The following is a 19,796-nucleotide window of genomic DNA, read 5'->3' as shown; positions in this document are numbered from 1 at the left end:
GCGTGCAAGAATACAACACGCACACAACGTCTTCTTCGCCGGCGCAAGGCAATGATCCTGCTACGTCGATGTCGTTGCTGACCTCGTTGCTGAATAATCCGCTCGATGTTGGGTACGAAAGCTATGACGATACTCAGCATCCCAAACATTGGTGGCATCGCCCGATCGCTTTTGTTTTCACGCTGGCGCTCGGCTTCACGCTCACAATCGCAGTGATGTCATTGCGTACCGCTCAGGACGCTGACATTACTCAAAGCCTTCGCGATCAGGCACAATCTAGTCAAAGCGTCGTGGCTTCACTTCAGGACAACGTTCAATCGTTGTCCACCCGCGTCAACCAAGCTGCGTCGTCGACAGCTCCTCAGGTCCTCGTTGATCCTTCGGTTGCACTGACGAATGCAATGGAACCCGTGGTTGGTCCGGGAATTACGGTCACGGTCAAGGACTCGTCATCAGCAAAAACGCTGACACAAGGGTCCCGAGGTCAGGTCCGCGACATTGACTTGAATGTGATCGTGAATGCCCTCTGGGCTGGGGGAGCCGAGGCAATTTCAATCAATGACCTACGAATTGGCCCAGGCACGTTTATTCGTACTGCTGGTTCGGCAATTCTTGTGAACGTCACTCCCGTTGAATCTCCGTACGAGGTGAGAGCTATCGGAGATGCGAACACACTGTCCGTTGGTCTTGTGCGCGGGTCAACAGGTGATTTTCTTTCAACTGCGAAGTCAATGAACGGCATTGAAATCTCGGCTGCGGGCACCGCCGAAATTCAAATGCCAGCGCTTAATGTCCGTACTCCGCAGTATGCGGTAGCGTCGAATTCCCAAGGAGAATAGTCATGGTTGTTGTTATTGGCCTAGCGGCTGGCATTATCTTGGGACTTTTCCTTGATCCGACGATTCCGGTTTGGCTTCAGCCGTTCTTGCCGGTTGCGGTAATCGCGGGCTTGGACGCTCTCTTTGGCGCGACACGCGCTTGGCTTGAAGGGGTGTTCCATGATCGCGTGTTCATCACGTCGTTCTTCTGGAATGTCGTTGTTGCCTGTTTGCTTGTGTGGTTGGGAACTCAGCTTGGGGTGGGGTCCGCGATTACGACGGCCGTCATCGTCGTGTTGGGTATTCGTATCTTTTCGAATACAGCGTCGATTCGTCGTCTGATTTTTAAGGCGTAAAGTCCATGAGTTTAGATTCGAAGAATTCGCGTCATGGGCGACATGGAGCTTCTCGAAGGGACGAGGTTGCGTCCGCTGAAAAGGACATGAAGCCGGGTCGCGCGCAGTTTGTTCAAGCTCTTTTTGCCGTTCCGCGCACGATTCACCTTGTCCTTGTTCTGATCTGTTTCATTCTTGGTTTTGCGCTGGTGACAACCGTTCGTGCTCAACGGGAAGATCCCTTGGAAGCCTTGAGCGAACAAGACTTGGTTGCGTTGCTTTCTGAGCTGAATTCTCAGGAGAATAACCTTCGTCAGGAGCGTTCTGCTTTGCAACAGCAGGTTGCCGAGATTGAAGCCAACGAGTCGGAGCAAGAAGCGGCGGCTCAGACGGCTCGGAAGATTAATCAGCTCGCTCAGATCAATGCAGGCAGAGTTCCTGTCGAGGGACCCGGGGTGCTCATACACATCGGTGATGAAGCGAATCGTTTAACGGCTACCGAGTTCGTGATGACGCTAGGGGAGTTACGTAATGCCGGGGCTGAGGCAATCGAGTTGAACGGCGTGCGTCTTTCCACCCGGAGCGCGTTTACGTCTGACAATAATATGATTGCGGTCGATGGCGTTGTCTTGTCGCAACCGTATGATTGGCATGTGATCGGCGAGGGTCAGACGATCGCGACTGCTCTAGAGATTCAAGCTGGTTCGGCTGCCCAGATGCGCGCAAAGGACGCGAATGTGACGGTTTCAGTGGTTGGGCACATTTCGATTGATTCTGTGTCTTCTGTGCCTCAGCCTCAATACGCCGTGGTTGATACGTCAGAAGAGTCCAAATCTTCTGACGAGTAAGTACGTTTGCCCTGTACCCTTTAGACTATTGAGGGTAATGAATGCGTCTATCACAGGGGGAGATCATGGAATCCACTAACGATTTCGATCCAACCGCAACTTCCATCTTTGGACTTTCGCCGGTTGAAGAGCAAGTTGATGCTCCTCTTGTGTTGTCTGCACGCGACCAGGAAGCGGTGAATTCACTTCCCGCTGGTTCTGCTCTGCTGATCGTTCAGCGTGGCCCGAACTCGGGTGCTCGTTTCCTTCTCGACAGTGAGGTAACGAATGCTGGTCGTTCCCCGAAATCCGATATTTTCTTAGACGATGTGACCGTTTCCCGTAAGCATTGCCAGTTCAAGGCTGAAGACGGCGGTCATATTGTGCGTGATTCCGGTTCGTTGAACGGCACGTATGTGAATCGGGAGCGCGTTGACTCCATTCGTTTAAACGCTGGCGACGAGGTCCAGATTGGAAAGTATCGCCTGACATACCAGCCTTCGCCCTTGCAAGCATGAGTTCTCAGGCTGCACAGTTCAGCTCTGAGGCTGAACACACGAGTATTACGGGGCCGTGGCCACACGATGCGTCCAGGGACCCGGTTCTTTCGATCGGTAGAGTCGTCGAGGAACTCAAGAAAGAGTTTCCTGCTATCTCCGTGTCGAAGGTTCGCTACCTCGATGACCAGGGGTTGGTCACTCCTGCGCGTACGAAGTCGGGCTATCGCAAGTACTCGCAGACCGATGTGGAACGTATGCGTTATGTTCTGACACAACAGCGCGACTCTTTTACTCCTCTTCGAGTAATCGGTGAGCACCTGCGCGCCCTTGATGCGGGTCATCAGGTTGAAGCAGTCAGGCGGCCTCGTATCGTTTCTTCTGAGGGCGTTAGCGTCACGCCGTCTTCTCCCTATCTGTCGGCTAGGGAACTGACCGATCTGGCCGGCGTCGATATCTCAACGCTGGAACGTTATTCTTCTGCAGGATTGATTGCCCCTGATATTGCGGGCTATTTCCCAGTGCGCTCGTTGCAGATTGTGCGACACGTTGCCACTCTTGAATCCCAAGGATTCGATATTCGTCTGTTGCGTGCAGTGAAACTCAGTGCGGATCGTTGTTCTGACGTGATTGATCAGACTGTTCAATCTACTCGTTCGCGTGGACGTTCATCTGACAATGAACGTTTGAACGCGAAGGTGACTGAATCTGCCGAAATCATTGCTGACCTGCACAGAGAGTTCTTGCGAATCTCTGTTGGTCAGATTCTCTAAGAGGGGATCTCAACCCTCAAGTTCAAGTTGAACTTGAGGCTCGCCGGTCGTGTCATTGACCTTGCGTTCAATAACGCATAGCGTGGTATCACCATCAACTGATACGTCTTTCATTATTGCAGGAGTCCTAGTGAGCGCCGAACCATACGAGGCCGAATCGCGCCAAGCGATGCTCTTCGGTGATCCCCTTGAAGGCATTGACGGTGAAGGCCTCGGATACCGTGGTCCCGTCGCATGTGCAGCCGCTGGCATCACCTACCGCCAGCTCGACTACTGGGCTCGCACCGGTCTCCTTCAGCCTTCCGTTCGTGCCGCACGAGGTTCAGGTTCGCAGCGCCTGTACTCGTTCAAAGACATTCTTGTTTTGAAGATCGTCAAGAAGCTTCTGGATACCGGCGTTTCTCTTCAGCAGGTTCGTCAAGCAGTTTCGCAACTCCAGAACAGGGGAGTGGACGACCTCGCATCCATCACGTTGATGAGTGACGGCGCGTCAGTCTACGAATGCACGTCGACGGATGAGGTGATTGACCTTCTTCAGGGTGGTCAGGGCGTTTTCGGCATTGCCGTTGGTCGCGTGTGGCGCGAGGTTGAAGGCTCTCTTGCTGAGCTTCCTATTGAGCGTTTGAGCGACCACGTTGATGAACTGGCAGAACTTCGCAAGCGTAAGCTCCGTTCGATTTCCTAAAGCTTTGCTTTCATAGGTCATCGCCTATGTCAGGGGGCAGTGATTATTCATCACCGCCCCTCTTTTCGTTGATCGCTTGTCGCTCAGCCCAGGTGCGCAGACCGCGTGTAACCGGTTTCAGTGTCAACAATTTCAACGTCAACGATTCCGTTCTCATCTACTCGGTAGCGTTCCTCGATAAGGTGCCCGATGTCAGTGCGCTCAACCGAAACATGTTTCAGGTCAACGTCTTCACCCTGTAGCACAGGATCAAACGGCATGATGATTTCGCCGGCTGGGCTTACCTGACCACGCGGAACGCCCTGCTCGTCCACGCTGCGATACTCAACAAAGCGGTAGTAGCCAACGTTGTGGGCAGCCATGTAACGCCGAACAACAAGGGTGTCTTCGCCCGGTGTCCATCGATCATCGGGGGTAAGTAACGGGTCGAAGGAGAGGGATGCGCCCGAATCGTATTCACGGAAGACGCCAAGCCCGCGCGCAAGACGTTCTGACACGGTGTATCCGGCCTGTTCATCGGCCGCAATGGCAAGGCCGATAGCCGTCGAGCCGGCGTTGTGAGTCGAACGATGGACGCGACGACCAAATCGACGACGGAGCACCCTCGAGACTAGTGGGAATTCAGAAGCGCCACCAACAACATAAAGACCGGCAACGTCCTCTGGAATCACGCGTTCGCCACCGTTTTCTGTGGGGGAAAGGAGTGAATTTAAGACCTCCAGTGTGTGTTCAACAAGCGGAGTTGCAGCCTGGTAGTAGTCCTTGACGGAAAACGAGATCGGAATGTCACCAACGGTGACGACAACGTTGCGACTGTTGGGGTTCAGCGATTCTTTAACAACGCGGCATTCTTCGATCAGCGCTTGCCACTCCATATCACTCAGAGAAGCGGGCATCACGTTGGCGTTGCGAAGTGCGACCTGTGCCAGCACCATGTCGAAGTCGTCTCCGCCCAGTAGATTATCGCCGGCGGAATCGAGGACAGTGTGGTCGCGCCCGACTGCTTCGACAAGAGAAGCATCGAAGGTGCCACCGCCCAAGTCGTAAACGAGGACCCGAGTGCGTTTTGCGTTCAAGCTGGAAGCATGGCGGTGGGTGTATTCAAAACCTGCAGCTGAGGGCTCGTTCATCATTTCGATGACGTGCCAACCGGCTGCTTTAAATGCTTCAAGGGTCATAAAACGCTGAGCAGACCACGCATGCGCGGGGATACCGATGACCGCTTCAAGCGGTTCATCGCCTTCGATAACGGCGGATGAATTCTCTCGTACCATACCTGCGACGTACTCCAGGAAGCGAGTAAGAACATCGATGATCAGGAAGTCGCGGTTTCCGAGGCGAAGAGTTGTCCGAGGTGTGACGTCAGGGTCGGATAGAAGGCGCTTGAAAGATCGGATGTGTTCGCCGCCTCCGAGAGCTGCTTCGTGAGCTTCAAAGCCAAAGAGCAAGCCTTTGTCATCCAGAGCAACAACCGAAGGGACGTGGTCAAAGGCGTCACCATCGGGGGAGATGAATGAGATCAGGGGATAGTTGCCTCGATCAACGAGGGCAACGGTTGTGCGGGTGGTGCCAAAATCTACTCCGAACTTCATAGGTTCAAGAGTATCGGCTAGGCCGAATGCCCCCGCTCAGACACCTCGGGCTTCAAGTGATTGACGCTGTGATACTCGAGTAATGATGAGAGTGGTCAGAAGGAAACCAAGTAAGCAGAACACAATACCACCCACTGCGTCCAGCACGTAGTGATTGGCGGTCGCAAGGATTACCCAGATTGTGTAGAGGGGATGCAGGGCAAGAATTGCTCGGGCTCGCCAGGTCTTAAAGACAAATGTACCTAGAACAATGGCACTCCATACAGCCCAGCCCGTGTGCATGGATGGCATCGCAGCATAAGAGTTCGCCAAATAAGAAAAGGCAGTCGAGTATCCAGAGCCAAGCGTTGATTGGGTAGCTACGGCATCGACGTACCCCAGTGAGGGAAAGAATCGCGGAGGAGCCAGGGGATACACCCAATAGGTGATCATTGCGCCACCAGTCATCACGAAGAGTGAGTTGCGAACGAAATCGTAGCGGTCTGGGCGTTTCACCCACACGATGGCCAAGGCTGTGAATGTCACGGCAAAGAATGAAACGGAATAGAAAACCGCTGAAACATTGGCGAGCCACGGGTGGTGGGAGAGCCATGTGTTGAGCGCGAGTTCGACGTTGATCCCGAGATAGTTTTCGAGGCGCAGAATCTGACGTGCATGCCGAACTGCAGCAACTCGCGTAACGGGCGCAATGGCGCACATCAGCGAATAGAGCAGAGCACAGGTTCCGACAAGAGCAATTTCAGGGAGGGGTTTTCGGACATTCGCTGAAGCACCAGAAACGGCGGTCCGCTGATCGGTTTTCAGTGCAACACTCATGTCATCCCTTCCTTTCGCATTCCATAGATGTCCCTACCTATCGTTGTCTACTTTTCTTCCGGTTGCACGGTGGATTCATCGTGGTGTTGGCAACCATTTGTGAGAGGAGTGCATGGAATTGAAGATGGATCAAAACCCCAACAATTCTGACATAATGTACATTATCGGCTTTAGCTTCGTGTGCGAGAGATCCGCTAGTAATGCAAATGCTGATATCTCCGCTAAAATAGAGTGCTAGCTTCAATGACCTTAAGGAGATCACCATGGCAGATCGCGCGCTCCGAGGAATGCAGATCGGCGCAAAGTCTATGGAGTCTGAAGACGGTGTCGTCTTTGCCGAACGCTACACCGTTTCGTACGTCTGCCCGAACGGTCACGAGTTCGAGGTTCCTCTTGCTAGCGAAGCAACTCCGCCAGCAACTTGGGAATGCCGTTGCGGTAGTTCTGCTGAACTGATTGGCGATGCGCCAGAAGATGAAGAAACAAAGCCCGCCAAGGCTGTTCGCACCCACTGGGATATGCTTCGCGAGCGCCGCAGTCTTGAAGAACTTGAAGTTGTCCTTAACGAACAGCTCACCGCATACCGCGAAGGGCGCCTTCAGCCCGAAGGTCACTATCGTAAGGGCTGACACCCCTGGGCTTGGCTTGCTCAACTCAATAAAGCCTCCAGATACTCCTGACTTCCTGAGCGAAGCGAGGAGTATCTGACATAATAATACCCTCTATCGAACGTTTCACGCACAATTTAAAGCATATTTATGCAGGTCAGATCCTATTTTGACGCCTTAGAGAGTTCCAGTTCACCACAGCCTGAATCGACGCATAGAGCAAGGCAAAAACGCCGTACACACCCGTTGCTCCCATAACCATCTGAGCGGGCAACTCCCCCAACTCAGCAGTCTTCGTCATCGACGTCCTCAGAGGCACCGAGTCAGCAAGCCACGCAGCACTGTGAGGATCGGTTGTCGCCTTCATACGACCATCCGGCAAAATCACTGACGACATTCCGGTAGTCGACGCTTGGATCGCTGAACGCGAATACTCCATTGCTCTCAAACGCAGAAGCTGATTCTGCTGGGCAGACTCCGATGAAGATTGGAAATGATAGTTATTCGACGGAGTGACAATGAGCTGTCCACCTGCCATAACACCAGGACCAATCACCGCCGGGTAAGCGGATTCAAAACAAATCCCTACAGCGATCGGAATCGTCCGCGAATCATGGAGATGAACATTCATTAATGCAAGATTATCAGCGGCAGCCATGTCCATATTGATCTGAGCAGCCTGGGTAGCAAGCTTCGAAATCAGCGAACGGAAAGGAATGAATTCTCCAAAAGGAACAGGCTTTTGCTTAGCATAGAGGCTTTCTTCATCGAGTCCCTCGGACTCGTACCAGACGCCCAACCAATTCCAACGCTTATCATCTTTAACGTTCGCGAAACCGAAGAGCAACGGCGCATGAGCCAACGTGGCCGAAGAATCAACAAGCTGAGCAACCAAACCGGATTCTCTCGGGTCACGATCGGCGCCGGTTTCTCCCCAGATCAGCAGATCGACAGGATCAGACTGAGCCACAAGCTCCTGAGTCATCACAGAATTGTTCGTTGTGACCTTACCTTCGATAGCAAAGGTGTGTGCTCCCGGTAGTTCAACGTCTCCCTGAACAACTCCCACACGAATCGTGCCCGCCTCTTGCGACAAAGGAAGCGGAATCATCCACGCGGCAAAAAATACGCCGAGACTTCCAACAAGCAGAGCCGGCCTCGTGAACCAATGCTCATCGCCCAAATCTGAGCGGAAATAGAACACTCTCCGAAGCGCAACTGCGAGGGCAACGCTCACAAATGACACCACCACTTCCCCACCCCACGGGGCAAGGTGACCAAGTGGTGAATCAACCTGTGGCATCGCGACATTTCCCCACGGAAAACCAGTCCAGGGATAGTGACTACGAAGCTGCTCGACACCCACCCACGTCAATGCATAGACACAAGGCTGTCCCAACGGAGAATTCACCACTGGAATCGACTGTGACAGACGCGCGATCACTGCCCACAGGCACAACGCAATCACCTGAGTCGTAGCAAGAGCAGCCCACGGTACATATCCTCCGGTCGCCAGCGTCACCCAGTGAATCAGAGGAAGCCACCAGGAAAAACCAAAAACAACGGTGTTCAGCAGTCCGCGTGAAAGAGTCGAATGATCCACACGTGAAAAATAGAGAGCAAGAGACGGAAAGATCAGCCACCATAACGACAGGGACGGGAAGGCTGCCCACATTCCTACGCCCGCAAGGGCGCTGAGAAAAACATCAACAATCAAAGAAGTATTTTTCATAACACCGACCACGCTACTACGCCGTGAACAAGTTGGTGTCGAGCACGCTTCGCCTGCGACGCCATCGCTTCGTCAGTGTCATGACGCAGCTGATCCAACAGATCCATGACCTGACGAATCCAACGAACGAAGTCGCCACCGAGCATCTCTTCGCCATCGAGCGAGGTTCCCAACGATGCCCCATGAGCCCACGCCAGACACGCTTCCATCATTCCCGAATCAGGCTCAGTTGTCGGTTCAAGTCCGGCTCGCTTCTCAACCTCTGCGACCTTCGCACTTGCTTGAAATGTTGCCTTGAGTGCGCGCGTCAAATTCTTTGAAAGACCAACCGGGAGTGCAGGACGCGCACCATCTTCACGACGCGACTCAAACACACACGTCGACACGATCGCAGCCAATTCCGCGTCATCCAATCCGCTCCACGCTCCGCTTCGCAAACACTCCATGACGATGATGTCGCGCTCGCCAAAGATATGACGTAGACGTTCACCCTGGTCGGTCACAGTATCGCCGTCAAGAAAGCCTAGCTCCTCCAAAACCTGGCATACTCGGTCGAACTTATGGGCAACGGAATGTGTTCGAGAGTCAATGCGTTCGTTCACCTTGCGCAACTCGCGATTAATTCGGGCCCACTGATGCCCTGCACGCGCATGGTGTTCACGTTCAGGACACTGATGAACAGGATGAGCCTTCAGTTGCTTCTCGATCTGGGCGCTCTTGGTCGCATCAAAGTCCGGCGTATCAAGCGGAATCTCAATAGATTTCACCCGAATACGGCGCTTGAGTTCATCAGCGATTTTCATTCGTTCTTTATTCCGACGCACCGCAGATCCGCCGGCAATCTTCATCGACCCCACAACAGCGAAAGAAGATGAGACATCTTTAGCTGACAGCGAATGGAACTTCCCATCCGTGCCAATCAACGTTGTAGAAACGTGCCCGATAGCAGTGTCGGAATGGAACGCAACCACCGCGTACAGGCTACGACGACCAGATCCATAACGAATGATTGTTCCTGGCTGACAGGTCGCCAACGCCACACGATTTGCACTGCGTTTTTCGGCAGCCCTCAGCTTAGATTCGGACTTCTGGGCAAGAACAAGATCGTCACGAAGCGCAAAATACTCGCGCGCATCTCCGCGATCACATTCCATATCCTGCTCGAACTTGGCGCGCTGGCGTGCGAGCGCACGGGCATGCTGTGCAAGTTCAACGACCCCGCCATCGGCTTGGAACTGAGCGAACGATGTTTCAAGCACATCACGCGTGGCAGCCCGCGACGAATGGTGAAGCAGGTTCACAACCATGTTGTAGGTCGGAGTGAAAGCACTGATCAGTGGGTATGTTCGTTTAGAGGCAAGAGCATTGACCTCTTCAGGAGTAACTTGGCCACGGTGAAGAACAATTGCATGTCCCTCGGTATCGATGCCACGCCTACCAGCACGACCCGACAATTGGGTGTACTCCCCCGGTGTCAGCTGAACGTGGGCAGCTCCATTCCATTTGCGCAACGACTCGATGACGACACTGCGAGCCGGCATATTGATGCCTAGAGCAAGCGTCTCAGTCGCATACACCATTTTGATCAAACCGCGCGTGAAGAGCTTTTCTACTGTCTCTTTCTGAATGGGAAGAAGACCCGCGTGATGCGCTGCGATTCCACGTTCTAGTGCCTCACCCCACGCATTAATCCCTAAGACATGACAGTCTTGTGCACCAACCTGAGTTTTTACCTCATCAACCGCTGTCGCAATCTGCTTCTGCTCTTCTTTATTGGTCAGCCAAATTCCCGCGCGAACAACCTGGGTGACAGCGTCTTCACACCCTGCCCGAGAAAAAACAAACGTGATCGTCGGTAATAGGCCAGCTCGATCCAGCTCAATCAAAGTCGACGGACGCGACTCGCGTGGAGGTCTGACACGAGCAGTTTCATGCCAATTCCTTCCACCTCGTCCCATTCTCCCAGGATTCGACGGACCGATAGCCGAACGTAGCTCCGGGTTGATTCGCGTTGATTCGCCCTTCTTCGATGGCGAATACAAGTCATAGAGATGTCGCCCGACCAACATGTGCTGATACAGCGGGACAGGACGATGCTCGGAAACAACAACCCGGCATCCTCCACGAACATGACCGATCCACGTACCGAATTCCTCAGCGTTCGAAACGGTTGCCGATAGAGCGACAATCTTTTGCTCAGCGGGAAGATGGATAATCACTTCTTCCCACACGGGGCCACGGAAGCGATCCGCTAGGTAGTGCACCTCGTCGAGCACAACCGAATCAAGATCCGATAGATCCGCGCCCGCATAAATCATGTTCCGAAGAACCTCAGTCGTCATCACAACGATTGGCGCGTGAGAGTTGATCGACGTATCACCGGTCAAAAGACCAACAGTGTCTTCACCGAAGCGACGACGTAGATCCGAAAACTTCTGATTAGATAACGCCTTAATCGGAGTTGTATAAAAGCTTCTTTTTCCCTTCTGGAGAGCAAGGTACGTCGCGAATTCACCCACAACCGTCTTACCAGCACCAGTTGGAGCAGCAACTAAGACTGACTGTCCAGCTTCGAGAGCATCCATCGCTTCGATCTGGAAATCATCAGCCTGAAAATCGAGGGTCTCGCACCATGCGTAACGCATGGTGCGTTGGATGTGCTGATCCTTCTTAAACGCCTGCATTCGCTGAGCCGGACTCAGTTGCTCAACAGGCTGTGGTTCCCCGGAAGCTTTGCTTGCCTGACGCCTTCTTTTTGGGCTCACAATGTCTCCACGCTGGCTAGAACCTCGTCCCATGATGCCTTCATCTGACGCGCAACTTCACCCGCTTGCACGAGCGAGTCCTGCGGGGCGGATTCAAGGGACTCTGAAATATCAATAAGCAACGTCAAAAACCACTGTCGGCTCCAGATCGGAATCAACAGTTCGGTCAATTTATCGTTGACTTGACGACTGATTACCTGCGGGTATTCGTCTGCTACCCAACGCCCATTGGGGCCAACAACCAGTTGTTGTGTCTCAAGTGGTTGTTGGTTGTCACGCAGTCTATTGGGTGACTTCCGCCGGGCATTCTTACGCGACATATTGATTTCGAGGTCGCTCATCCGGTCAACAGCGAACGTTCTCCACTCATCGTGGATCATGCACCAGCCAAGAAGCATCCAGCCGGTTCCTTCCAAATGAAGTTCACGAGGTTCCACTTCGCGCCGCTGAGTCGCCCCATTCGCTGAGGTATAGGTGAACACAACCGGTCTGCGAAGCCCGATGGCACGGTCAAGAAGAGCAAAGGCATTCTGACACTGGTGATCCCGGTGATGAAGCAGAATCTGCTCATCACCACGCTCCCCAACCAGCTGGCCAATCTTGTCCAGAACGGCGGGAATACGCTCGACAAGGTCTCGGGAAAGAACACTCGACAGAGACTCAAGACCGATACGAATCGCCAACGCTTCGCTTGGAGTAAGGCCCGGTAGCTGATTGGCGTCAATATGCGACATCAGCTGGACAAGACCTGAGTCGTGAAGAAGATCAATATCAACCCAGAAACGACCGTCGAAATCGAACGTGTCATCATCAGCTACTGACAGGGTATTCAAATCGCGAAGCATCTTGTCTCGCGTTCCACCAAACTGGCGGACCACATCGTCGAGTGGCACAGGTTCGAAATATGCATTCGTTGCAAGCCAATCACGAATCGCGAGCAGGCGAACAAGCGCGTCAGTAGATCGTGCTCCCATCACTGAACTCCCCACGACGAGGCCCTGTCAATTCGGGCATAGATCTCATCCCTCAAATCGTGGGGAGCAAGAACAACAACATCTTCACCTTCGGTGAGAACGCGCGTCATCCACGTATGACGGGAAGCTCGCAGCCCGACGGCTTCGCACCAACCATCTGTTATCAGGCGCCCTGTCAGTTGGACGTAGGCGCGAATCGCAAGCGATGCGTCATCGCGAATTGCAAGAAGAGGCTCGATTTCTAGAAGAGTGAAGGGATCTGCCGGGATCTCGGGAAGTTCCAGTGCGTCGAAAGAGTCGCCAATAATTTCAATCTCGGAAGCAATCCGCGACAGCTTGAACAAACGTGGTGCGTACCTATCCATATCAAAACCCCATAAGTACATGGAGTTCGAGCGCATCACAAGCTTTCGGGGAGCAACGCTACGTCGGAATGAATCCGATTCAGACGTGTAGTCAAAGCTGACAAAGCGCCCATGCGTGATTGCTTCGCTCAGCGCACAAATCACATCGCTGTGATCAAGGCCGATATTCACGTGAGAAAAAGACGTTTCAGGCGGATCCATCGAAAGCGCTAGCTTTTTCAGTGCCGTCGTATTCGCGTCATCGTCCCACACTTTGATTGCCATCGAAATGAGCCGTGACTCGCTGGCATCAAAACGAACGTTCTCTCCTTGGAACTGAGCCGAAGCTTTCGGATCAATTTCATAAGTGAAATCAGGATTCGTTCCCCGCATTGTCAGTGCGATACCGATGGTGTGAAGAGTTTCTTTATCGTCTTGGAATTGGCCCTCGAAGTTATCGCGAGTCAGTCCTTGATACTGAAGAACCTGTTCCTGAATCTCCCGCTTAGACAGTGGGCGTCCAGAATGCCTCAGACAATTCAATAAGGCAAGCAACCGAGCATCGCGCGAGCTGTCATTTCCCATAGGCATAAGCCTACTGATGCTCGCGAGCAAAAGCCCTGTTCTAGAGACGAGAGGCACGCAATTCGGTGACGATAATTCCTCGGGCTCCAGCCTCGTGAAGCTGATCCATAATCGGATTCACTTGGTGTGCTTCCACCATCACGCGAACCGCTCGCCACGCAGAATCCTGCAATGGAGAAACAGTCGGAGAGTCAAAGCCAGGCGCAATAGCGATCGCCGCATCAAGAGCAGACTCGCGAACGTTGTAGTCAACAATCACATACTTGCGAGCAACCTGAACACCTTCGAGGCGCTTGACCAGCGTTGCCAGCGCCGGATCGTCAACGACATCGGGACGTGTGATCAGAACAGCTTCTGACTTCGCCAAAGGCTCACCAAACACCTCAAGGCCGGCAGCCTTCAGGGTTGAGCCGGTTTCGACGACGTCAGCAATCAGGTCAGCAACACCCAGGCGCACCGAGGACTCCACTGCCCCATCAAGGTGAACGACCTCAGCATCCACACCACGCTCATCAAGATATGACTTCACCAGATGGTCATATGACGCAGCAACGCGCTTACCGTTGATCTGTTCAATCGAGGTAATCGTGCCGGTAGGAGCTGCAAAACGGAACGTTGAACGAGCAAAACCCAACGGGAAATGCTCGATTGCTTGAGTCTGAGAGTCAAGTAGCAGATCGCGACCGGTGATACCCGCTTGAATGGAGCCTCGTCCCACATAGACCGCGATGTCTCGCGGACGCAGGAAGAAGAGTTCGACATCATTCAGGGTGTCGGTAAGAACAAGCTCACGACCGTGGCGACGAGTGTTGTAGCCAGCCTCAGAAAGCAGACGAACAGCAGGGTCAGACAGTGAGCCCTTATTGGGCACAGCAATGCGAAGCATGGAGATCCTTCAACGAAAATGCTTAGAGTTTCTTGTAAATGTCGTCGAGGGTCAGGCCCTTGGCAATCATCATGACCTGCGCATGGTAGAAGAGCTGCGAGATCTCAAGAGCGAGATCGTCAAGAGTCTCGTATTCGGCAGCCATCCACACTTCGCCGGCTTCTTCGATGATCTTCTTTCCGATCGCATGGATGCCCTTGTCCAGTTCAGCAACAGTCCCAGAACCCTCGGGGCGGGTCTGAGCCTTTTCGGACAGTTCGGCAAAGAGATCTTCAAAAGTAGCCATGGCCTGACTTTACGACGCCTCGGACAACAAATGAAACCCTATCCGCCTAGCGGACAGCCTTATTCATTCACATACTCGTTAGTAGCAGCCAAAGAAGCATCGGGCTTCTGAGAGACGACACCCGGCACAGAGCCCAAGAACTCTGCCATCATCTCCCAGCGATCAAGATCCTGCCTCGCCACAGCCGGGCCGCCAGCGTTCATCATCAGAGGAATTGTCGCCTGAAGCACTGCCATCGCATTAGACTTCGAGGTCTCGTCGCTGAGAGTCTCATCCCACGCCATCGTGACGTCAAGGGCATGGTCGGGATCATCAATCACCGAGTTAATACCAGCAGTTGTTGCGCTGACAACCGCTGACGCACGTTCAGGGTTTGCCTCAGCCCACTGACGGGTCGTGATGATCGACGCCGCGACAAGAGGCGTCTGCGATTCCAAACTAATGGCCCTGACATCCATGCCCGACTGGAGCATCTGAACCAGGTCATTATTCGCAAAACCGAGGACAGCATCCACTTCACCTTGAGCAAGAGCAGCTCGTTGCGTGTAGCCAATCGACGCAATCTCGACATCCTTCTCGCTCAAGCCACCCTGTAAGATAGCCGAGAGGGTCGCATACCAGTTCGACCCATACTCACCGGGAATACCGATGCTGTGTCCTTTAAGGTCCGACAGAGTGTGGATCTCAGAATCCGCTGGAACAATCACAACGCCGGGGTACTGACGGTAATAGGTACCAATCGACACCAGATCCATCCCGGAATCACGCGCCACCATTGCCTCGTCACCCGAAGCAATCACAACGTCTTCTTCACCGGAAATGAGGGCCGTAAACAGTCCCTCATCGGAACCGTGGTGACGAATCGTCACATCCACCCCAGCATTCGAATACAAGCTGTCATCATGGGCGACATACACGGGAGAGAACTGCACGTTCGGAATATAAGTGAGACCAACGGTCACTGCGTGTGACGCCGACGCACCGGACTCAGCGGTCGAAGGATCGGGAGCACATGCTCCCACACATGTAACGCCGAATAGGGCGAAAGCCACGATAGATGCGCGAAGACGAACAGACATGAGGAACCACTTTCATTGCGAGATCATGTAACGATGCGAGCGCTCAATGCGATACACGAGGATGTATATCGCTGTTGCCATCACACACAAGAGTCCAATCGTGACGAACATTCCTGCCGTATCAACGTTTGAACGTGCCTGTGTAAGAACCTGCCCCAAGCCATTGCCACCCATCACCATTTCGCCAACAACTGCGCCAGTCACCGAAAGAGTAAAACCGTTTCGGACACCGCCAAGGACCGCGGGGGCCGCAAGAGGAAGCTCCATCGAAATCACCATCGTTAAGCCCGACGCTCCATCCACCTGGGCGGCCTCGAGAATCTCAGAATCGAGATGTCGTAGACCCACCACCGTAGAGACGAGAATCGGGAAGAAAACGAGAAGCGCACAGAGTGCAGTGATCGACCAAAAACCGTAGCCGATCCACAAGACAAGAAGTGGTGCGAGAGCAATAGCAGGAAGCGCCTGCGTAGCTCCAAGGAAGGGTTCGACCGCAGCACTGACAAGTGGCGAACGATAGATGAGATACGCCAGCGGCAGTGCGACAAGGGCGCCAAGAACGGACCCCGCAATCGCCTCCCCCGACGTCACAAGCGTTTTATTCCAGAACGACGACCCTGTTGCAAGCGTCAATGCACGCTGCCACGTTTGTGCAGGTGACGGTAGACGCCACGACTCGATGCCCGAAAAGGATACGGTCACCCACCACATTCCAAGTAGGAAGAGCAGGAAGACGACAGGTGCAATGAGCGTCACCGTACGCGAAGCGCGTTTGCGATGTGCCACGACCCTAGCCTTTCTGGCATCCGGGTGCGTCGCGAGGCAAGCAACACGGCACAGAACGTCCGTCTGCTTGACGCGCTCCTCCCATCCGGACTTTCACCGTCGGTATCGGAATTACACCGATTCAGCCACCTGATAGCAGGCGGGTCGCGGACTTTCACCGCCGGCTCGGACTTTCACCGACCCCGGAGCTTCCTCAATCATGCCACGAACGCGTCCAAAGCGCGAAAATAAAAACCGGTGTGTGGTCTTACAAATTACGACCACACACCGGTTGGAAGCTCAACAAATCAGTGGCAGTGATGCAATGCGAGCTCGCGGAGTGCTGCGACCTCTGCATACGCGTCTTCTGCACGGAACACGGCAGAACCGGCAACAAAGTTGTCTGCGCCCGCTTCAGCTGCCAGTTCGATGGTCTGACGAGAAACACCACCGTCAACCTGAATCGAAACCTCAAGACCAGAAGCATTGATCGCTTCGCGGGTACGGCGGATCTTCGGGATCATCGAGTCAATAAACGACTGACCACCAAAACCAGGTTCCACAGTCATCACGAGGATCATGTCGAAATCCGACAGAATGTCCACGAACGGAGCGATATCGGTTGCGGGACGAAGCGCCAGACCGACCTTTGAACCGATGCGGTGGAGCTCGCGTGCAAGGCGGAGCGGAGCTGCCGCAGCTTCAGCGTGGAACGTGACTGAATGACAACCAGCTTCCGCATATGCGGGCGCCCAACGATCAGGGTCTTCGATCATCAGGTGTGCATCAACAGGAAGGATCTTCGATGCGATGACGGACTCGACAACGGGCAGGCCCCACGACAAGTTCGGAACAAAATGGTTGTCCATCACGTCAACGTGAGCAACGTCCGCGCTGGAAATCTTCGTGAGTTCGCCGCGCAGATCGCCGATATCGCAGTTAAGAATCGAAGGAGAAATAGTTGGTTTCATGATCCCTATGATACGTGGTGATTAGCGCGCTGATGTGGGCTTTTCGACCTTTTTCATCGCTGCAATAAACATCAAATCCGTACCGTTACGGTGTTCCCACAGTTGGAGGGTGCGACCGGGGTATTTCTTGATACGACCAGCAGCGTCAGGGACGTTGAGAGACTCCGGTGCAAGTGCTTCGCCAAGTGCAACTGTATCGAGAAGCTCTACTTTCCCAGTTTTCAGTAGCTTCTCCACCTGAGCAAGCGTTTCGTCGACGTGCGGAGAGCAGGTGATATACGTCAGGATTCCGCCTTCGCGAACAAGTTCGAGACCGCGTGCCAACAGTTCCGCCTGCAAATCGACGAGGCCGCCAACATCTGCTTGCGTGCGCCTCCATCGTGATTCGGGGCGGCGCCTCATTGACCCCATGCCTGAGCAGGGAGCATCGATCACAACTCGGTCGAAGCTTCCAAGAGGCCACTGGCTCTTGCCCCCGCCGAAGGTACGACCATCGGACGAGACGACCTCAACGCTGTCAAGCTGGCGACACGCGCGTTCTACGAGGCGAGCACGGTGAGGATGGACCTCGTTTGCAATCAGTGTGGCTCCTTGAAGAGCGCCGATCGATGCGAGCATCGATGCTTTGCCACCCGGTCCTGCGCATAGGTCGAGCCAGCACTCGTCTTTGCCTTCAATCGGGGCGGTAGCAGCGATCATTGCGCCAAGCTGGGATCCTTCGTCTTGGACACCGGCGCGCCCTGAGCGGATCGAATCGAGACTACCCGGATCACCGTGTTCGAGAAGAACCGCGCAATCACTGACATCGCCTGGGGCGACGCGAGTTCCCAACACTGATTCAGCTTCATCAGCCAGATCGATTGCTTCGATCAGACCTGGGCGCGCAACGAGGGTCACCAGCGGAGGCTGGTTGTCGCCGGCTAGCAGGTCATCTAATTCGCTAGCCTCGAAGCCATGGCTAATGAGGGCGTCTTCGAAGGCATCGACCATCCAGAGCGGATGCGAAAACTCAATGGAACGACGTTCGTTCGGGTCGCTGATCTGGGCGATTGCATCTTCGATTGCTCCAGGAGCTTCACGAGTGATTGAACGCAAAACCGCATTCACCATTCGCGTTGGCCCCTCGGTCAGGTAGTGGCGAGCGAGATCAACGGTGGAAGCAACTGCCGCATGGTCGGCAACGCGCATATTCAGAAGCTGATGGGCTCCCAGGCGCAGGAGGACTCGAACGGGGGTATCGACCTTATCGATGGGCCTGGTCAGATAGCGTCCCAAAACCCAGTCGAGACGTCCCTGGGCTCGCAGGCTTCCATTGACAAGTTCGGAGGTAAAAGCAGCGTCGCGCGAGTCCAGGCGCTCATGTGAACGCGCGTCACGCAACGCCTTCGTTAGAGCGATGTTGGCAAAGGCATCTTCAGTTTCAACTGCCATGAGCACGTCAAAAGCAATGCGCCTAGGCGTATCGACGTCCTGAAGTTTGCGATATCCATCGGAGTAACGACGGGTTGCCATCAGTTTTCCTCCATCATGCCAAGCACTGCGTCTTCTGAAAGCCTGGCTCCCCTAGCCCATGCGGCAGCGTCCATCCAGCCTTTACCTGCCGGAGCAACCTGTCCAAGGCGAACGATTCCGTCCTGGCAGCCGACTTCAACGCTCTTCTTCGTTACTCGAATATGACCGGGTTCAAGATCATCGCCCTCTACGACTGTTACCGCGGCTAGTTTCAATCGCTTTGAGTCTGGAAGAAGCGTCCACGCGCCCGGGTTGGGGCTCAGACCAAGAATCTGCCGGTCAGTTGCCTGAGCAGACGAACGAAAATCAACGAACCCGTCGCTGGAGCTCAGTTGACGTGCGTGGCTTGCCCGCGGATCATCTTCGTTTTGAGGCACAGCGTGTGCGGTTCCATTCGCAATCGAGTCAACCACATCCACAACTTGTGGAGCGCCGAGAATTGCCATGCGTTCAAGTAATTCGCCCGCTGTTTCATGCGTGATGTCGACCGGAATCGAGGAATAAACAGGCCCGGTATCAAGACCTTTTTCAAGTTGGAAAACACTGGAAGCCGTAGTGGTATCCCCGCTGATCAGTGCCCATTGAACGGGAGCAGCCCCGCGCCACCGCGGAAGAGACGAGAAGTGGAGATTGATCCACCCATGAGTAGGCATGTCCAGAACGGAGCAAGGAATGAGTGCACCGTATGCGACAACGACACCAAGATCGGGGCGTAGTGACTCGACTTGGTTGCATACCTTAGGGTCTTTAAACGAAGACGCTTCAATCACAGGTAGGCCGTGTTCACGTGCGAACTGCGCAACTGGACTGGGGTGTAGCGTGCGCCCACGACCCACTCTGGCAGGTGGACGGGTAATGACACCGACGACCTCATGAGTAGACTCGACAAGACGCTCAAGCGTCGGGATAGCGGGAGCTGGAGTTCCAGCGAAAACAATACGCACGA

Annotated in this window: 20 protein-coding genes and 1 riboswitch; of the genes, 7 read left to right on the top strand and 13 right to left on the bottom strand. The window is 54.1% G+C overall.

Features of this window, described 5'->3' with window-relative positions; all coding sequences use genetic code 11:
• The first annotated feature begins 2 nt into the window (after nucleotides 1–2).
• The 6 genes from AC5RE1_RS09105 (at nucleotide 3) to AC5RE1_RS09080 (ending at nucleotide 3,935) form a co-directional block, all read left to right on the top strand.
• Complete coding sequence (locus tag AC5RE1_RS09105) at nucleotides 3–839, top strand: DUF881 domain-containing protein (protein WP_493938738.1); 837 nt, start codon at nucleotides 3–5, stop codon at nucleotides 837–839.
• 2 nt (nucleotides 840–841) lie between these two features.
• A complete protein-coding gene (locus AC5RE1_RS09100) occupies nucleotides 842–1,174 on the top strand; it encodes a small basic family protein (RefSeq protein WP_006681024.1) in 333 nt (110 codons plus the stop codon).
• A gap of 5 nt (nucleotides 1,175–1,179) precedes the next feature.
• Nucleotides 1,180–2,001 carry a DUF881 domain-containing protein gene (locus tag AC5RE1_RS09095; protein ID WP_006681023.1) on the top strand — a complete coding sequence of 274 codons (822 nt, stop codon included), beginning with the start codon at nucleotides 1,180–1,182 and terminating at the stop codon, nucleotides 1,999–2,001.
• Nucleotides 2,002–2,066: 65 nt separating this feature from the next.
• Nucleotides 2,067–2,498: an FHA domain-containing protein gene (locus AC5RE1_RS09090; RefSeq protein WP_040318538.1), complete on the top strand. Its 432-nt coding sequence runs from the start codon at nucleotides 2,067–2,069 to the stop codon at nucleotides 2,496–2,498.
• Entirely contained in the window at nucleotides 2,495–3,250 is a 756-nt protein-coding gene (gene ftsR, locus AC5RE1_RS09085) for a transcriptional regulator FtsR (RefSeq protein WP_006681021.1), read from the top strand. The genes AC5RE1_RS09090 and ftsR overlap by 4 nt, the downstream gene beginning before the upstream one ends.
• Before the next feature lie 130 nt (nucleotides 3,251–3,380).
• Nucleotides 3,381–3,935 (top strand): MerR family transcriptional regulator, encoded by a 555-nt coding sequence (locus AC5RE1_RS09080; RefSeq protein WP_179370357.1) that lies wholly within the window; start codon nucleotides 3,381–3,383, stop codon nucleotides 3,933–3,935.
• An 83-nt stretch (nucleotides 3,936–4,018) separates the two neighbouring features.
• Here AC5RE1_RS09080 and AC5RE1_RS09075 read toward each other — a convergent pair whose 3' ends face one another.
• Nucleotides 4,019–5,527, bottom strand: coding sequence for an Hsp70 family protein (locus AC5RE1_RS09075; protein WP_493938734.1), 1,509 nt, complete (start codon nucleotides 5,525–5,527; stop codon nucleotides 4,019–4,021).
• 36 nt (nucleotides 5,528–5,563) lie between these two features.
• Entirely contained in the window at nucleotides 5,564–6,343 is a 780-nt protein-coding gene (locus tag AC5RE1_RS09070) for a phosphatase PAP2 family protein (protein ID WP_285101372.1), read from the bottom strand.
• A 263-nt stretch (nucleotides 6,344–6,606) separates the two neighbouring features.
• Here AC5RE1_RS09070 and AC5RE1_RS09065 point away from each other — a divergent pair, with 263 nt between their 5' ends.
• Nucleotides 6,607–6,972 (top strand): RNA polymerase-binding protein RbpA, encoded by a 366-nt coding sequence (locus AC5RE1_RS09065; RefSeq protein WP_006681016.1) that lies wholly within the window; start codon nucleotides 6,607–6,609, stop codon nucleotides 6,970–6,972.
• 136 nt (nucleotides 6,973–7,108) lie between these two features.
• Here AC5RE1_RS09065 and lnt read toward each other — a convergent pair whose 3' ends face one another.
• From lnt to fmt, 11 genes are all read right to left on the bottom strand, one after another.
• Nucleotides 7,109–8,683: an apolipoprotein N-acyltransferase gene (lnt, locus tag AC5RE1_RS09060; RefSeq protein ID WP_493938731.1), complete on the bottom strand. Its 1,575-nt coding sequence runs from the start codon at nucleotides 8,681–8,683 to the stop codon at nucleotides 7,109–7,111.
• On the bottom strand, nucleotides 8,680–11,448 hold the full coding sequence (locus tag AC5RE1_RS09055) for a DEAD/DEAH box helicase (protein WP_103633745.1): 2,769 nt from the start codon (nucleotides 11,446–11,448) through the stop codon (nucleotides 8,680–8,682). The genes lnt and AC5RE1_RS09055 overlap by 4 nt, the downstream gene beginning before the upstream one ends.
• Nucleotides 11,445–12,422 carry a helix-turn-helix transcriptional regulator gene (locus AC5RE1_RS09050; RefSeq protein ID WP_493938729.1) on the bottom strand — a complete coding sequence of 326 codons (978 nt, stop codon included), beginning with the start codon at nucleotides 12,420–12,422 and terminating at the stop codon, nucleotides 11,445–11,447. Before AC5RE1_RS09050 ends, AC5RE1_RS09055 begins: the two co-directional genes overlap by 4 nt.
• Entirely contained in the window at nucleotides 12,422–13,351 is a 930-nt protein-coding gene (locus AC5RE1_RS09045) for a helix-turn-helix transcriptional regulator (RefSeq protein ID WP_493938727.1), read from the bottom strand. Before AC5RE1_RS09045 ends, AC5RE1_RS09050 begins: the two co-directional genes overlap by 1 nt.
• Before the next feature lie 40 nt (nucleotides 13,352–13,391).
• Nucleotides 13,392–14,237 (bottom strand): ATP phosphoribosyltransferase, encoded by an 846-nt coding sequence (gene hisG / locus AC5RE1_RS09040; RefSeq protein ID WP_006681011.1) that lies wholly within the window; start codon nucleotides 14,235–14,237, stop codon nucleotides 13,392–13,394.
• Nucleotides 14,238–14,259: 22 nt separating this feature from the next.
• Nucleotides 14,260–14,523, bottom strand: coding sequence for a phosphoribosyl-ATP diphosphatase (locus AC5RE1_RS09035; RefSeq protein ID WP_006681010.1), 264 nt, complete (start codon nucleotides 14,521–14,523; stop codon nucleotides 14,260–14,262).
• 59 nt (nucleotides 14,524–14,582) lie between these two features.
• Nucleotides 14,583–15,602: an ABC transporter substrate-binding protein gene (locus tag AC5RE1_RS09030; protein ID WP_219585826.1), complete on the bottom strand. Its 1,020-nt coding sequence runs from the start codon at nucleotides 15,600–15,602 to the stop codon at nucleotides 14,583–14,585.
• Between the two features lie 12 nt (nucleotides 15,603–15,614).
• Entirely contained in the window at nucleotides 15,615–16,388 is a 774-nt protein-coding gene (locus AC5RE1_RS09025) for an ABC transporter permease (RefSeq protein WP_103633763.1), read from the bottom strand.
• 69 nt (nucleotides 16,389–16,457) lie between these two features.
• A riboswitch (FMN riboswitch) is annotated at nucleotides 16,458–16,582 on the bottom strand.
• Between the two features lie 93 nt (nucleotides 16,583–16,675).
• Nucleotides 16,676–17,338, bottom strand: coding sequence for a ribulose-phosphate 3-epimerase (rpe, locus tag AC5RE1_RS09020; RefSeq protein ID WP_103633741.1), 663 nt, complete (start codon nucleotides 17,336–17,338; stop codon nucleotides 16,676–16,678).
• A gap of 21 nt (nucleotides 17,339–17,359) precedes the next feature.
• A complete protein-coding gene (locus AC5RE1_RS09015) occupies nucleotides 17,360–18,850 on the bottom strand; it encodes a transcription antitermination factor NusB (protein WP_103633740.1) in 1,491 nt (496 codons plus the stop codon).
• Nucleotides 18,850–19,794 carry a methionyl-tRNA formyltransferase gene (gene fmt, locus AC5RE1_RS09010; RefSeq protein ID WP_493938722.1) on the bottom strand — a complete coding sequence of 315 codons (945 nt, stop codon included), beginning with the start codon at nucleotides 19,792–19,794 and terminating at the stop codon, nucleotides 18,850–18,852. The genes AC5RE1_RS09015 and fmt overlap by 1 nt, the downstream gene beginning before the upstream one ends.
• Nucleotides 19,795–19,796 lie beyond the last annotated feature (2 nt).

This window comes from Actinotignum sp. usb-actsch-rep-73 (assembly GCF_059082735.1).
Note: the sequence above shows the minus strand (reverse complement) of the source record. Positions and strands in the feature narration are given on the sequence as shown.